The 14,446-nt window shown below is 67.3% G+C and carries 11 protein-coding genes and 1 riboswitch; of the genes, 4 read left to right on the top strand and 7 right to left on the bottom strand.

What is annotated here, in order from left to right; genetic code table 11:
- Nucleotides 1–5: 5 nt before the first annotated feature.
- From ACTMO_RS0106675 to ACTMO_RS0106685, 3 genes are all read right to left on the bottom strand, one after another.
- Nucleotides 6–1,043, bottom strand: coding sequence for an ABC transporter substrate-binding protein (locus tag ACTMO_RS0106675; RefSeq protein WP_051099027.1), 1,038 nt, complete (start codon nucleotides 1,041–1,043; stop codon nucleotides 6–8).
- A 20-nt stretch (nucleotides 1,044–1,063) separates the two neighbouring features.
- Nucleotides 1,064–1,237: riboswitch (cobalamin riboswitch) on the bottom strand.
- Between the two features lie 163 nt (nucleotides 1,238–1,400).
- Entirely contained in the window at nucleotides 1,401–1,949 is a 549-nt protein-coding gene (locus ACTMO_RS0106680) for a CHAP domain-containing protein (protein WP_245556056.1), read from the bottom strand.
- A 475-nt stretch (nucleotides 1,950–2,424) separates the two neighbouring features.
- The gene (locus ACTMO_RS0106685; RefSeq protein WP_019853898.1) at nucleotides 2,425–3,606 is read right to left on the bottom strand and encodes a glycosyltransferase family 87 protein; all 1,182 of its coding nucleotides are present in this window, start codon (nucleotides 3,604–3,606) and stop codon (nucleotides 2,425–2,427) included.
- A gap of 437 nt (nucleotides 3,607–4,043) precedes the next feature.
- Between ACTMO_RS0106685 and htpG the strand changes: the two genes are divergently transcribed.
- Entirely contained in the window at nucleotides 4,044–5,894 is a 1,851-nt protein-coding gene (htpG, locus tag ACTMO_RS0106690; protein ID WP_245556058.1) for a molecular chaperone HtpG, read from the top strand.
- 206 nt (nucleotides 5,895–6,100) lie between these two features.
- On the opposite strand, the gene ACTMO_RS0106695 is transcribed toward htpG, so the two are convergent.
- Both ACTMO_RS0106695 and ACTMO_RS0106700 read right to left on the bottom strand, forming a co-directional pair.
- Entirely contained in the window at nucleotides 6,101–7,378 is a 1,278-nt protein-coding gene (locus tag ACTMO_RS0106695; protein ID WP_019853900.1) for a DUF2254 domain-containing protein, read from the bottom strand.
- Nucleotides 7,379–7,797: 419 nt separating this feature from the next.
- The gene (locus tag ACTMO_RS0106700; RefSeq protein WP_019853901.1) at nucleotides 7,798–8,373 is read right to left on the bottom strand and encodes a TetR/AcrR family transcriptional regulator; all 576 of its coding nucleotides are present in this window, start codon (nucleotides 8,371–8,373) and stop codon (nucleotides 7,798–7,800) included.
- 715 nt (nucleotides 8,374–9,088) lie between these two features.
- Between ACTMO_RS0106700 and ACTMO_RS0106705 the strand changes: the two genes are divergently transcribed.
- The gene (locus tag ACTMO_RS0106705; protein ID WP_019853902.1) at nucleotides 9,089–9,358 is read left to right on the top strand and encodes a YdeI/OmpD-associated family protein; all 270 of its coding nucleotides are present in this window, start codon (nucleotides 9,089–9,091) and stop codon (nucleotides 9,356–9,358) included.
- Nucleotides 9,359–9,678: 320 nt separating this feature from the next.
- Nucleotides 9,679–10,395 (top strand): polyamine aminopropyltransferase, encoded by a 717-nt coding sequence (locus ACTMO_RS0106710; protein WP_019853903.1) that lies wholly within the window; start codon nucleotides 9,679–9,681, stop codon nucleotides 10,393–10,395.
- Nucleotides 10,396–10,848: 453 nt separating this feature from the next.
- Here ACTMO_RS0106710 and ACTMO_RS0106715 read toward each other — a convergent pair whose 3' ends face one another.
- Nucleotides 10,849–11,481, bottom strand: coding sequence for a DUF4360 domain-containing protein (locus ACTMO_RS0106715; protein WP_019853904.1), 633 nt, complete (start codon nucleotides 11,479–11,481; stop codon nucleotides 10,849–10,851).
- Nucleotides 11,482–11,917: 436 nt separating this feature from the next.
- Here ACTMO_RS0106715 and ACTMO_RS0106720 point away from each other — a divergent pair, with 436 nt between their 5' ends.
- Nucleotides 11,918–13,135 (top strand): metal-dependent hydrolase family protein, encoded by a 1,218-nt coding sequence (locus ACTMO_RS0106720; protein ID WP_019853905.1) that lies wholly within the window; start codon nucleotides 11,918–11,920, stop codon nucleotides 13,133–13,135.
- Between the two features lie 57 nt (nucleotides 13,136–13,192).
- Here the strand turns inward: ACTMO_RS0106720 and ACTMO_RS0106725 are convergent, their stop codons facing one another.
- Nucleotides 13,193–14,314, bottom strand: coding sequence for an NADH:flavin oxidoreductase (locus ACTMO_RS0106725; protein WP_019853906.1), 1,122 nt, complete (start codon nucleotides 14,312–14,314; stop codon nucleotides 13,193–13,195).
- Between the last annotated feature and the right edge of the window lie 132 nt (nucleotides 14,315–14,446).

Genomic DNA, 14,446 nt, shown 5'->3' on the forward strand with positions numbered 1-14,446 from the left:
ACCGTTCATCGGAACCGCCCCGGATGCAGCTGCTCACTCAGCTCGGCCACGGCGCGGGGGACACGCACTCCGGTCACCGCCGAGGACAGCGGCAGCACCGCGAACCGCCGGTGCTCGACGGCCGGGATCTCCGCCAGCGCGGGCTTGTTCAGCAGCGCGTTCCTCTTCTGCTCGACCGTGGTCGAACCGTAGTCCAGGATCACGATCCGCTCGGGACGCTGCCGGATCACCTGCTCCCAGGAAACGTCGAAGAAGCTCTCGTCCTGGTCGGCGAAGATGTTGCGACCACCGGACATCCGGATGATCGCGTTGGCGATCCCGTCACCGCCCGTGGTGTAGGCCGACTTCGTGCCACTGTCGTAGACGAACACGCTCACCGGCTGCACGTCGCCCAGCCGGCGCTGGACCTGCGACAACGTACCGGTCATACGGTCGATGAGCTTCTCGGCCCGTTGCGGGACGCCGAAGATCTTCGCGATCGTCCGGATCTCCTCGTGGACCTCGGACATGCCCACCGGTTCGTCGGTGCAGTTGGCGATGTTCAGGTGCGTGTTGACGCCCGCCTCACGCAGTCGTTGGCGCGAGCGTCCGTCCTGCTGGCTGAAGGCGGAGGAGTAACCGCCGTAGACGAAGTCGGGAGCCTTCTTCAGTAACGCCTCGTAGGAGGGGTAACGCTCGGCCAACACCGGGATCCGCCGGTACTGCTCCCGGTACTCCGGGAGGATGCGGTCGTCCAGGTAGGCGGTGCCCACCATGCGGTCCGCAAGGCCGAGAGCGAGCATGATCTCGGTGGCGTGCTGGTTCATCGTCACCGCGCGTTGCGGAGGGCGCTGGTAGGTGGTGCTCACCCCGCAGTTGGTGACCGTGACGGGAAAGCCGGGGGGAGTCTTCTCCTGGTCACCGCCGGTCGTTCGCGCGCCGGTGGTGCCGCATCCGGCGATCAGCGCGGTGAGCGTCAGCGCGGTGAGCACCGTGACAACGCGTCGTGGCCGGTCGCGTCCGGCGCGGGGCCGGGCGGCGACACGTCTCGCCGGGTGGCGCATCTGTCCTCAATCCCTCGTCGAGCGATACCTGCGCCGCAGCCGGTCTCCTGGCTTCCGGATCCTCGTGTCCCGCGCTGCCTTCCCGGCGCTTCGGCCAGTGGCGTCGTTGGTGCGGGGACACTCCCCGGTCACAGTGGCGAGGACCACGCCGGACTCTCACCGGCTTCCCGAGCACTGCGGCGAGCAACGAAGCTACACGGTCGAAGCGTGGTGGTGGACCGTCTCATGACATACCCCACTCGCGCACTCGTGCCGTGGTCCGTGCCGGCTCCGGGCGGTGGTGGCGCTCGGCGAACGGTGGGGCGCCCGGCTCCGCCGGGGGAGGGGCCTGGGTGTTCGACCGAGTTCCGGGCTCGGTCACCAGGGGTGTACGCCGCCGTAGAAGGTGTTCGCGTCGAGTCGGTACGTCCTGCGCATGACCCTGTCCGGGTTGTCGCCGGTGTTGCCCTCGATCAGGGTGACGCTGTCACCCCGGATCTTCTCGACCACGCCGATGTGGTGACTGGAGGTGGGAGTCCGCGGGCCGGTACCGAACAGCAGCACGTCACCCGGTCGGGCCTCCTCCAGCCGCGCGCTGTCGTAGGCCGTGCCCTCACTCCGTCCTGTGGTGTAGACGTCGCCGGTGAAGGCGAAGTCCTCGGTCTCGACGTCCACGCCCGCCCGTTCCCAGGTCGACATGGCGAACAGCGCACACCAGGGCACGCACTGCTCGGAGTACGCGTGGCAGTTCCTGCCGACCTCCTCGGTGCCGAGTTCCGCCCGTGCCGCCGTGACGATCTCGTCCCGCACGGTTCCGGGAGCGGCCGTGATCACCGGCGCTCTCGTGCCGTCCGAGGGGGTCTCGGTCGGGGAGGGCGCGAGCACGGCAACCGTGGTCGCGACCATCACCACCAGGCTCGTCAGCACGCCCAGCACTGTTGCGCTCCGGTGGAACCGGTGTGCGGCCGGGTCTCCGCTCCGATCGCCACGTTGAGTCACCGTCGGGCTCCTCGCGCTTGGTGCTGACGGGGTCACCACCCGAGGTACCCTGTCCCCCGGCGGTGGTAAGCATCAGTGACGTACACCGGACACGCCACAGGCCGGTCATGGCGCCGATCGGTGTCTCCGCTGCGAACACCCCAGGCGGTGGGGATCACCGTCCGTACTTCCTCGAGAGCTGTCGCAGCATCATCACACCCGGCTGGCAATCCGACGGACCTCCGTCCGGAGACGGGGTTCCGCGACTGTTCGTGCCCTGCCTCAGGGGTGGCCGGGCCGGGGAGCACGTGTGTCTCCGAGAGCGGCAGGCGACAGCGAACGGGTTCGCCGGTCTCTTCACCCGGTCCTCGGCGGAACCGGACTCGCGAGGGCGCACCCGAAGCCGCGGGTGCGCCCGGAGCGGCTAGGCTCGGACCGTTCCGGAGGTACGGGAACGGTTCGCCTGCCAGGCCGTCAGCAGCGACAGCAGCACCGCGAGAACGACGTAGGCGTTGCCCACGAGCTGCTGCGGCAGCCAGGGCATGTTCTCGTTGGCCAGCGCGGTGAACGGTAGCCTCCTGGCCGCGACGACGATCACCACGGCGAGGGCCAACCGGCTGAGGCTGCGGCACCGCACGGCGGATCCGAGCAGGATCAGCAGCCCGGGGATCACCCAGACCCAGTTGCTCGTCCAGGACGTCGGTGAGGCCAGCAGCGAGAACAGTCCGGTCAACGTCATCGCCACCGGCGGGTCGACCCGTCCGAGGGTGCGCGCGAGTATCACGAGCAACCCGAGGCATATGCCAGCCCAGATCCCGTACTGCAACCATGGCTGCGGATCCAGCCGCGCGAGCATTCCCAGGATCGACTGGTTGGTGTCGGCCGCGTGCCCCGCCACGGAGGAGGCCGGGCCGTGGCGGAACCAGTATTCCACCGAGGCTTCGAAGTCGACCACGAACCCCAGCAGCGTGCAGACCACCGCGGTGACCGCGCTGACCAGCGCTGCTCGAAAGTCCCTGCGGAACAGGAAGAACAGCAGGAACGCAGCGGGCATGAGCTTGGTCGCGGCGGCGACACCCACCAGCAGTCCGCGTGGCCAGCGCGGGTTCGGTACCAGACAGTCCGCGGCCACCAGGCCCATCAGCACGAGGTTGATCTGCCCCTGGGTGAAGCACGCGGCGACGGGATGCAACCACAGTGTGCACGCGAGCGCCACGGCCGCGACCGCCAACACGCCGCGCGGGCCCACGGCGGGCCAGCGGTGTCGCACGACCAGGTAGAGCGTCGTGCCGATGGCCGCCGCGTCAGCGGCCCACATCAAAAACGCGCCCACCGCGGCCGGTGGCAGGGCGAACGGGCTCAACGGCAGCAGCGCGAACGGGGGATACACCCAGGGCAGCTTGGTGCCGTTCCGCAGCGGTGCCCAGTTCTCGACGATGTCGCCGCCGGACAGCCAGGTGTGTACCGCCCAGCGGTAGACCTCGAAATCACCCCGGAGGTGGGGCCCCTCGCTCCCCCAGTGGAGGAAGGGCAGCAGCACCTGCCACACCGAGAACGCCAGTAGCGGTACCGAGGCGCCGAGGAGGACACGCGGGTACCGCCTCACCAGTGCCTGCGGCCATCCCCCCGAGAAGCCCTTCGAAGCCGACGTTTCGGGAACGACCGATGGCCTCGTGGAAGTGTGCTTCGAAGATGCCACTTCGCCATTCGATCACACTGTTCCCGAGTGGGAACCGAAGGTGGCCCGAACCCGGGCGTGGTGTCCGCCGACAGGCCCGGAACGCCACGAGAACGACCGATTCCAGCCCTTTGTCGGAGTGATCCGCTGGTTCCGCTGCCGCTCGGGTGACCGGTATGGGTGCGGCGTCACAGCTGTCCTGGCGGGATGAGTGTCGCCCTCGCACGGGGTCCTATGATCCTGGCCGTGCTGGTGTCGTCGTTCGGGACGACGTGTGGGAACCGTTGTTTCGGGAAAGGGGATCAGTGAGTACACAGGCGGAAACGTTCGAATTTCAGGCGGAATCCCGCAGATTGTTGCAGTTGATGGTCCACGCCATCTACTCGAACAAGGACACGTTCCTGCGCGAGCTCGTTTCCAACGCCTCGGACGCGCTCGACAAGCTGCGACTGGAGTCCTTCCGGGACAAGGACCTGGAGGTGGACACCTCCGATCTGCACATTCTGATCGAAACCGACAGGCAGAACCGCACGTTGACGGTGCGCGACAACGGTATCGGGATGTCGCGTGACGAGGTCCAGGAGCTCATCGGCACGATCGCGAAGTCGGGCACGGCCGAGCTGTTGCAGCGGTTGAAGGAGACCAACGACGGCGCGGCCGCCCGGGAACTCATCGGCCAGTTCGGGCTGGGGTTCTACGCCAGTTTCATGGTCGCCGACAGGGTGACCCTGCTGACCCGCCGGGCCGGGGAGAACACCGGCACCCGATGGGAGTCGACCGGCGAGGGGACCTACACCCTCGAGACGGTCGACGAGGCCCCGCAGGGTACGGCGGTGACGCTGCACCTGAAGGCCGAGGACCAGGAAGACAGCCTGCTCGACTACACCGACAGCACGACGATCACCGACATCGTCAAGCGCTACTCCGACTTCATCTCGTGGCCCATCCGAATGGAGGTCGAACGCACCGACTCCGAGGGCGAAACCACGCGGCAGGTCGAGACGATCAACTCGATGAAGGCGCTCTGGGCACGTCCCAAGGAGGAGGTGGCCGAGCAGGAGTACCACGAGTTCTACAAGCACATCAGCCACGACTGGAACACCCCGCTGGAGACGATCCACCTGCGGGCCGAGGGCACGATCGAGTACCAGGCGCTGCTGTTCATCCCCTCGGTCGCTCCCTTCGACCTGTTCACCCGTGACCACAAGCGCGGCGTCCAGCTCTACGTCAAGCGTGTGTTCATCATGGACGACTGCGAGGAGCTCCTGCCGGAGTACCTGCGCTTCGTCAAGGGCGTGGTGGACGCGCAGGACCTCTCGCTCAACGTCTCGCGGGAGATCCTGCAGCAGGACCGTCAGATCCAGATGATGCGCAGACGTCTGGTCAAGAAGGTCCTGTCCACGGTCAGGGACATGATGGGCCAGGACCGGGACCGCTACGCGAAGTTCTGGGACCAGTTCGGTCAGGTCGTCAAGGAGGGGCTGCTCAACGACGTCGACAACCGTGACCAGATCCTGGAGATCGCCTCCTTCGAGTCCACCCACGATCCGGAGAACAGGACGACGCTGCGTGAGTACATCGAGCGGATGAAGGAGGGCCAGGACAGCATCTACTACATCACCGGCAGCTCGCGGTCCAAGGTCGAGAACTCCCCGCACATCGAGGCTTTCCGGGACAAGGGTGTGGAGGTGCTGCTGCTGACCGACCCGGTCGACGAGATGTGGGTGGAGTCGGTCCCCGAGTTCGACGGTAAGCCGTTCCGGTCGATCGCCAAGGGGCAGGTCGATCTCGACGAGAAGGACGAGGACGGCGAGGACGGCGAGCGGGCACAGCGGGAGCAGGAGTTCTCCGAGGTGCTGTCCTGGATGACGACCAAGCTCTCCGACGACGTGAAGGAAGTGCGGCTGTCCTCGCGGTTGAGCACCTCACCGGCCTGCGTGGTCAGCGACAGCAACGACATGGGGCCGACCCTGGAGAAGATGTACCGCGCCATGGGCCACGAGGTGCCGCCGGTGAAACGCATCCTCGAGGTCAATCCCGACCACCCCCTCGTGCGAGGGATGCGCGAGTCCTACGAGAAGAACGGCCAGAGCCAGGAGCTGGAGGAGACGGCCGAACTCCTCCACGGCATGGCACTGCTGGCCGAGGGCGGTGAGCTCCGGGAACCGGCGCAGTTCACCAGCCTGCTGGCCAACAGGCTCGCCAGGACGCTGTGACCACTTCCGCCCCGTCGGGGTCGGAAAGCGACCGCTCTCCGGCCCCGACGAGCGGGGAGCTGGGGACCCGAGAGGTGGATCCCGCCCCGGTGTGGATCTCGTGCGCCCACCGGTGGTGAGCGTGCTCCGTCGGGTGAGACGGTAGTTCTGCGTGAGGGTGTGCTGGGTGATGACGCCCGCTCAACTGCCCCCGGCGGCCGGGCCGTTCACGGGGTTTCCCGCGAGGAACCGAGTCCTTGGGGATCGATCGTGGTGGCGGCCTCGCGGTCCGGTTCGTCGCTGAAGGCCCTGCGGGCTCCCGCTCTCACCAGCTCGAGCTGGGCCTCGACGGCGGGGGCGCGGTAGCTCGGAACGGTCTCCAGCAAGCCTCGAAGCAGCGCCAACAGCCGCCGGGAGACCTGTAGCGAACCCGCTCCGAATTGGCGGGTCTCGTCGAGGGCCAGACTCAGGTAGTCCTCCCAGGAAGGTGTTCGCGACCGGAACCGGGCGCGGCCCTCCGTGTCGTGCACCACGTCGGCTCCGAGACGGCGGTGCGCGAGGATCCGCAGCAGGACTTCGATCTGGTTGAGCGTCTGCGTCGCGGTGGTGGGGTCGTTGACCCCCGGAGACAGTGCCTTGACGGAGATGTCAGCGAGCAACCGGAAAGCGAAGGCGGGATCCTGCTCCACGGACCGCTCGTCACCGACCACGATCGAGGACTCAAGCTCTTCCGCCTCGAGTGCCCCCGCACGTCCGTGGACCCGAAAGAGCGGGTCGCCGGGGACGAGGGGGTCCCCGACAGCGGGCACCAGCTCGATCACCGCCTCGGCCTCGGTTGCCAACGACACCAGGTCCTGCCGGTCCACACTCTGAAGCACGCCGGGTTCGCCACGGTAGGTGATCACACGGGAGTCCTCCGGAAGGGGAAGGGGATCGCGCTCGCCGGCCTCGTCGGCTCCCGCAGGTTCGGGATAGGCGCGTTCGATCACCTTGCGTGCCTCCCGACCGAGCTCGCTCACCACCGAGGCCACACGCAGCCCGGAGGTCGTGTTGGTGATCAGCCGCAGGAACATGAACATGCTCGCCAGCAGCAGCACCAGGGCGATCGAGATCGAGTTGTGGGGCACGAAGCCGGGGTTCTCCGCGCGGCCGACCGCGCTCAGCACCAGCAGCGAGTACAGGAAAGTGGCGACGAAGGTGCCAAGCGCCAGCTGGGTGACCGGATCCCGCAGGAACAACAACAGCATCCGGGGGGAGAACTGGCTCGATCCGAACTGCACCGCCACCAGCAGGATGGAGAAGACGAAGCCGGTGAAGGTGATCATCCCACCCGCCAACGAGCCAAGCAGGCTACGGGCAGCCTCCGGGTCGAAGGCGATGGCCGTCAACTCCGTGGCCCCGTCAACGACCGGGAACACGATCCCGGCCGTGATCGCCAGCACCGCGAACACGGCAGGCACAACCCAGATCCTGTTACGCAGGTGCTCCGCGAGGCGCATGCGCATGCGCCACACCCGGAGCGGGATCCTGTGCGGCGATTCTCGGTTCACCGGGCCCCGGCCCTCCTACGTCCTGGCGACGGGAGCACGCCCCCGAGGAGCGTCCCGATCCCGTCAGTGTCCCTCGGAGGGGCCGTCTTCGCGCGGTGTGCTCCCCCGAGCGGGCGACAAGCACGTGCGCTTCCGGTGCGAGTCGAAAGCGCGAACCAGTTCGCCGAGTGCCCGGTGGCATCCGGTGAACCACAGTTCGACACGCCTCGGGTACTCGCGGAAGTAGGCGGTAGACGGACGCGGTCGGGATGCCCGCACGCTCGCCGATCGTCTTGAGGGCGGCGACTCGTATGAAACGACTTTGTTGCGGAGCCGATAAACGGATACTTACGGGTACGGTGCCGCGGTCCGAGTCGGATGCCGCCTTGTCGGCTTTATCTCACGAGAGCGTGGCGGACGAGGGTTTCGAGTGTGTCGTGGTCGGGTTCCTCTTCTCCGAAAATCACTTGCATTTGCAGTCCACATGTCAGAGTGCCGAGCATGCGGCCGGTTGTCGTACTGGTGCGGGAAACGAGTGGTTCGGCGAACGCGTCATCCCAGGCGGCTGCGGTGGAGCGGAGACAGGGTCGATGCAGCGCGGCCCCGTAGAGGTTGTGTTCGGCGACGGTGCGTTCTCGTTGTTCGGTTGTTGAGGTCACGACGAAGTCCGCGAGCGCGGCGGAGAGGTCGGCATCCGGGGGAAGGTTCTGCTCCCATTCCCGTAACTGGGACACGCTGTGACGAGCGACTTCCTTCATCGCGGCTTCGACGAGGTGGTCGATCCCCGTGAAGTAGTAGGTCGTGGATCCCAGGGGGACGCCGGTGGCTTCGGCCACCCTACGATGGGTGAGTGCTTCGATGCCGCCTTCGGCGATCAGTGTGATGGCTGCGCGTACGATCCGGGAGGGTCGGTCGTCGGAGGTGTTCCGCCCACGGCCCCGCTTGCGCGTAACCGCGTGATCTCTCCCCATGTCTGGTTTCTCCTTTTCCGTCCGCGCTGTGTACACAGGCAGTTGCGTCGTGGCGGGGCGCGACCGCCGTCGGGGCGCTGGATCCGACGAGTCTTCCGCGGTTCGCCAAAAAAAGATTCGAGGTTACTGTGACAGATGACCAGGGGATTGCCCAGAAGTTTGTTCGGTGGGGAGCGTTGCCGTCGCGGCACGCGGTCGGGTACTCGGGTGTTGACGTGCTTTTGGCAGGTTGTGCTGGGGCTACGCTGGTTCCGGGGCCGCCTGGCGCCGAGTCGGCTAGGACGGGATCACGGGGTCTCGCGGGCCACGAGCTATCGCTACCTGGATGAGGTCATCGCGGTGTTGGCCGCCCAAGCCCCGGGCCTCCGCCGGGTCCTGCAAACCGCTCAGGATCAGTCAGGAAGTGGGGTATGTGATCCACTATGGTATCCTGCTGATCTCAGCCAACCTGAGCGAGAGCACCACCAGCGCACGATGAGTGCTGGTAGTCGCTTACCCGTTGGTTTCGGGGGTTTACACGGTATGCCCCGCATTGACCGGAGCGCGGTTGTGACTTCCGCTCGGTGGAGAGGGCTGTAACGTTCCGCTTTACTGCGATTCTGCGGTGAGCCCGCCTTGTCCCATGGTCGAGGGAGTCGCCCTGTCCGGAGGGGATACCCCGATGGGCGAGCAGAGAATCTTACGATTCCGCCGGAGACCGGCTATCATGGGTGCTGTGAACACTCGGCCGCTGCCCGGTGGGGTGGTGCACGCGTTGCCCGCGGACCTGCGCGCCGCGTTGGTCGCCAGCACCACCGCACTGGACGCCTGGAACGACATCACTCCGCTGGCACGTAACGAGTTCATCTGCTGGGTCGAGGACGCCAAACGGGACAGCACCCGCCAGCGTCGTATCCGTCGGTGCCGGGAGGAGCTGGAGCAGGGGCAGCGTCGGCCCTGTTGTTGGCCGGGGTGTGCCCACCGCGAACGCCTTTCAGGCCGGTAGGCGCTGTCGGTGGTGTGCCCGTCGCGGGCGCAGCGTGAGGTGCCGAGGTGTTGGTGACGACGAACTGAGCTCGTCCTCGATCACCATGTCAACATCTCCTCAAGGGGCCGAGCGGGACGGAACGTACCAGCATCCGGAGGCTTCCCGCGAACGGATATCTCACGGGCGCGCGTATGCTTCGGGGAGGCCGTCACCGACGTGTGGTCACCGGCAAGGCAGCTCCACCCGCCCGCTCCCCACTGGATGACAATGTTCCGAACTCCGCGTGTCGCGGCACGTCAGCGACACCGCGTCGTGATCGCACGGAAGGGATGTCGGCAGTGAGTGCCCGTTTCGAGGAACTCGATTGGCGCGAGACGCCGATCGGGTTGATCAGTCTGCGTCGCCGCTGGGACCGGTCGCTGGGCCGGGAAGTGCACGAGATCAAACTGGACGACGAGTTCCTCATGTCCGACCTGTTCACGGTGGCGGAGGTCGAACTCGCGCGGCTCGGGCTCGCCGCGTCCTCGGCCGCCGAACTCGATGTGGTCGTCGGTGGACTCGGACTCGGTTACACCGCCCACGCCGCGCTCGAGGATCCTCGGGTGCGCTCGCTGCACGTGGTGGAGTCCCTCAGTGAGGTCATCGAGTGGCACCGTCGTGCTCTGCTGCCGCTCGGCGCGGAGCTGACGGCGGATTCCCGGACCCGTTTGGTGCACGGGGACTTCTTCGCGATGGTGGACTCCGGGGCCGGTTTCGACGTCGAGCGGCCGCGGCGGCGTTTCCACGCCGTTCTCCTCGACATCGACCATTCGCCGAGGCACGTGCTGGACCCGAGCCACGCCGGGTTCTACGAGGTCGAAGGGCTGCGTCGGCTCGCCAGCCAGCTGCACCCTGGTGGGGTGTTCGCGCTGTGGTCGGACGATCCGCCGCAGGAGGAGGTCACGGCGGCCCTGGACGAGGTGTTCGCCACGGCGCGGTCCCACGTCGTCACCTTCGACAACCCCTACACCGGTGGCCGGTCCGGCAACACCGTCTACACGGCCGTGCTGGAGTGAACGACCGGCAGCGGTGAGACCGGTGCGGTGTTTCGCGTCGTGAGCCAACAGCGGACCGAGTTGGGCCTCGGCTGAGGCCACCAGGCGGGAGCGTCGCGGAGCGACGAGAGCACGCCGCGCGGTTGCTACGTCGGCGCGGCCGGTGGAAGGGGGCCACCACGGCCGTGTGGTCCTCGCGCGGCAGCGGCGTCCGCGCTCGTGGTGAGTGCCGTGGTTCGTGCGGGGACCGAGGTGGAAGACGAACAGGGGTGCCCTTCGGGGTGACGAAACCGAAGGGCACCCCCTCACGTGCTCCGCGTGGGCGGAGCATCCGGGCAGCCGGCGGAAACCAACCGTTCCGCAGGGCTTTTCGGAGAGTTCTTCCCGAAACGGAATTCACCGGAATATTCCGTCATTCGGGTCTCTCGAGGGAAGAACCGGGAGGGTCGTCCGGATCCGTTCCGTTGTTTCTTTTCAGGACTCGCACTTCTTCCAGGAGAAGTGGTAGGTGGTCTTGATGCTCCCGTCGGTGGAGTCCATGGTCATGAAACTGGTCTCTTCGGAGTCGGAACTGCCCGCGTTCACGCGCAGTTCCGTGTTGATGTTGAAGTTGCGCTGCACCCCGCAGGGTTTGTAGACGATGTCGGCGATGTCCGTTTCGTCGGTGACCTGCCAGTTGTCGCTGTAGGCTCCTTCGAACGTCGTGCTGGTGTGGGTCGTCTCGGAGTCACCCTGGAAGTAGTAGCTGGCCTTCTGGGTTCCGGTGGCTCCCTCCGCGAGGTGGGCGAAACCGCGGTAGTCGGCCCGGGCGATCCCGTAGGTGAACCCCTGGGGGACGTGCACGATGAGGTTGAGCTGGCAGTTCTTCCGGAAAGCCGTGGGATCGGAGTCGGGTCCCACCTCGGCGAGGTAGTCGCTGTAGGTGACGGTGAAGGCCTTGTTGTCGGGGGAGACGGACACGTCGGCCGTCCCCTCCGGGCAGCCGGAACCGTTCACGGTGGCGACGTCGATGACTATCTCGTCGGAAGGTGGATTCTTGAATTCTTCCGTGGCGGGAGCGAAGAAGGTGGACAACGCCATTCCTGCCGCGATCATGCTGGTGAACATCGTGTTTCGCCTCTCTGCTCCGACAATGCGTTGTTGTTCGTTTCCGTGACGCGGATTGTCGACCGCCTCTTCGGGGGCGGTCGAGGATCACTGTATGAGGGAGATTTCGGGAGTTTGCAGATGCTTTCGGAGTAATCATGGTGGTGTTCCGGTAGTACGGAAATACTTCGGATCCGATGGTCGGACGATTCGTGACGAAAGGGGATGTCGTTACCTCGGTGTGCGGACCCGGAGGAATGAGGGGAAGCGTTCGGGCCCGTTCTCTGCCGGATTCGGAGCATCGTCGTCTCCGTCATCGGATCCCTACTGGCCCGATCGTGTGAGTACGACGTTTCCTCCGTTTCCGCGGGGGGAACCGGAATCCGGTCACCGGCGGATACCGTGGTGCGGGCGGAATCCCGTCCGAGTCCCCGAGCACCGTCGGAAGCAGGTCGGCATGCAACAGCTCATCACCGCCGAACAGGTCGTGGTCGGACCGGCCGGACAGCGCGTCGCCGATGGCGCGGTACTCGTCGACGGCGACACGATCAGCGCCGTCGGCCCCCGTCACGAGGTCGAACCACGAACCGAGGACACGTGTCGCCACACCGCGGTCGGCGGCACCGTGCTGCCCGGCCTCGTCAACGCCCACGTCCACCTGTGCTGGGACGCGGATTTCGGGATGCTCGAGCGCTACCGGGCCGCTGACGACGCGGAACTGCTGCTCGGCATCGCCGGTCGGGCGCAGCGGGCACTGCGGGCGGGTGTGACGACCCTGCGGGATCTCGGGGACCGGGACGGGCTGGTACTGCGGGTGCGGGACGCGATCGAACGCGGCGATCTCGTGGGGCCGAGGCTGCTCGGATCCGGCCCACCACTGACGCCGCCGGAGGGACACTGCTGGTTCTTCGGTGGTGAGGTCTCCGGCCCCGAGGAGATCCGCGCTCGCGTCCGTGGCAACGTCGCGCTCGGCGCCGACGTCATCAAGGTGATGGCCTCCGGTGGGCAGATGACTCCCGGCTCGCCTCCCACCTGGCAGAGCCAGTTCTCCGCCGAGGAGTTGGCTCTGGTGGTCGAAGAAGCCCACGCGGCCGGGCTGCCCGTGGCCGCGCACGCGCACGGCACCGAGGCGATCGCCGCCGCGACGGCGGCCGGTGTGGACACCATCGAGCACTGCTCGTGGCAGGGGGCGCGGAACTCCGGTCCGGACCCGCGTGAGGACGTCGCCCGGAAGATCGCCGCACGGGGCATCGCCGTGTGCCACGCCTATCCGCCCGACTGGCGGACCTTCCAGCGGGTGGTGGTCGGTGAGAAAGGAGCACGGGACGTCCTGGAGCGGATCCACTGGATGGACGGGCACGGCATACGGTTCGTGCCCGGCACCGACGCGGGACTGCCGACCTCGGTGTTCGACAACTACGTCGGTGCGCTGAGCTACTACGTCGAGGCGGTCGGCTGGCCGCCGGCACGTGTGATCGACATGGCCACCACCGGGGCGGCCCGAGCTCTCGGGTGGGAGCGGGTCGGGGAACTCGCTCCCGGCTGCTCGGCGGACCTGCTCGTCGTCGACGGTGACCCACTGTCCGACATCACCGCGCTGCACCGACAGCGCCTCGTGCTCGCACGGGGAAACGCGGTCGTCCCCGACGCCGCCGTCGGACAGCGGGCCTCCTAGCCGCCGGTCACCCGGGAGGACGCGGCGGTCTCTCCGGACGAGAACGGAAGGGCTGGCTCAGTACAGGGTGGCCAGCGCCTCGCGGGTGAACGGGACGAGTTCGGTCTCGCGTCCCTCCAGGACCTTCTGGCTCCACTCCGGATCGGCCAGCATCGCACGACCGACGGCGACGAGATCGAACTCCTCGCGCTCCAGCCGTTCGGCCAGTCCTTCGACGCTGGTCACGTTGGTTCCCGCGCCCTCGCCGAGGGTGGCGGGATCGAACACCGCGTCCAGCCCGACCGAGCCCACGGTGATGACCGGTTTGCCGATGAGCTTGCGGGTCCAGCCGCCGATGTTCAGCTCCGGGTCGGAGTCGGGGAACTCGGGCTCCCAGTAGCGGCGCCCGGAGGCGTGGAAGGCGTCGACCCCGGCCTCGCTCAGTGGGGCGAGCATCGCCCGCAGCTCGTCCGGCGTTTCGGCGAGTCTGGTGTCGTAGTGCCCGACCTTCCACTGCGAGAACCGCAGCACGACGGGGAAGTCGGCCGAGACCCGCTCGCGCACCGCCGCGACGATGTCGGCGGCGAACCTGGTGCGCTCCACCGGGGAACCGCCGTAGGTGTCGGTGCGCCGGTTGGTGCGTTCCCAGAGGAACTGGTCGATCAGGTAGCCGTGCGCGCCGTGGAGCTCCACGCCGTCGAAGCCGACGCGTTCGGCCTGTCGTGCGGCCTCGGCGAAGGCCTCGACGAGGCGTTCGACGTCGGCCAGTGAGAGTTCCTCGCCGGTTCCCGGAGTCCCGTCCAGTGCGACGCCGGAGGGACTGACCGAGGGGGCCTCGGGGACCGGTGGTTTGCCCGCCCGTCGCTGGATGCCGACGTGCCACAGCTGCGGCATGATCTTTCCGCCGTGTGCGTGGACGGCGGAGACGACCTCGCCCCAGCCGGCCAGTGCCTGTTCACCGTGGAAGCGTGGCACGTTCTCCTGGTCACCGGCGGAGGGGTCGTCGACGTAGGTGCCCTCGGTGATGATCAGACCGGTACCGGCCGCGGCACGCCGGGCGTAGTAGGCGGCGACGTTCTCGTCGGGAACCCCGCCGGGGGAGTGGGCACGGGTCATCGGGGCCATGACCAGCCGGTTCGGCAGCTCCACAGAGCCGAGGGTGAGTGGTCGGGACAGCGCCTGCGCCGCGCGAGCGGACATGTGGACGTCCTCCTGGTTGCACACGGAAAAGTGTTACTGGAAAAGATACACTTCTTTGTGGGAGCTTCCCGCCGGGTGTTGCTAACCTGGGACTCCGTCGAGGCGGAGCCGCCGGGACGGCCGAGGAGGGAG

It is taken from the genome of Actinopolyspora mortivallis DSM 44261 (genome assembly GCF_000384035.1).
Taxonomy (GTDB): Bacteria; Actinomycetota; Actinomycetes; order Mycobacteriales; family Pseudonocardiaceae; genus Actinopolyspora; species Actinopolyspora mortivallis.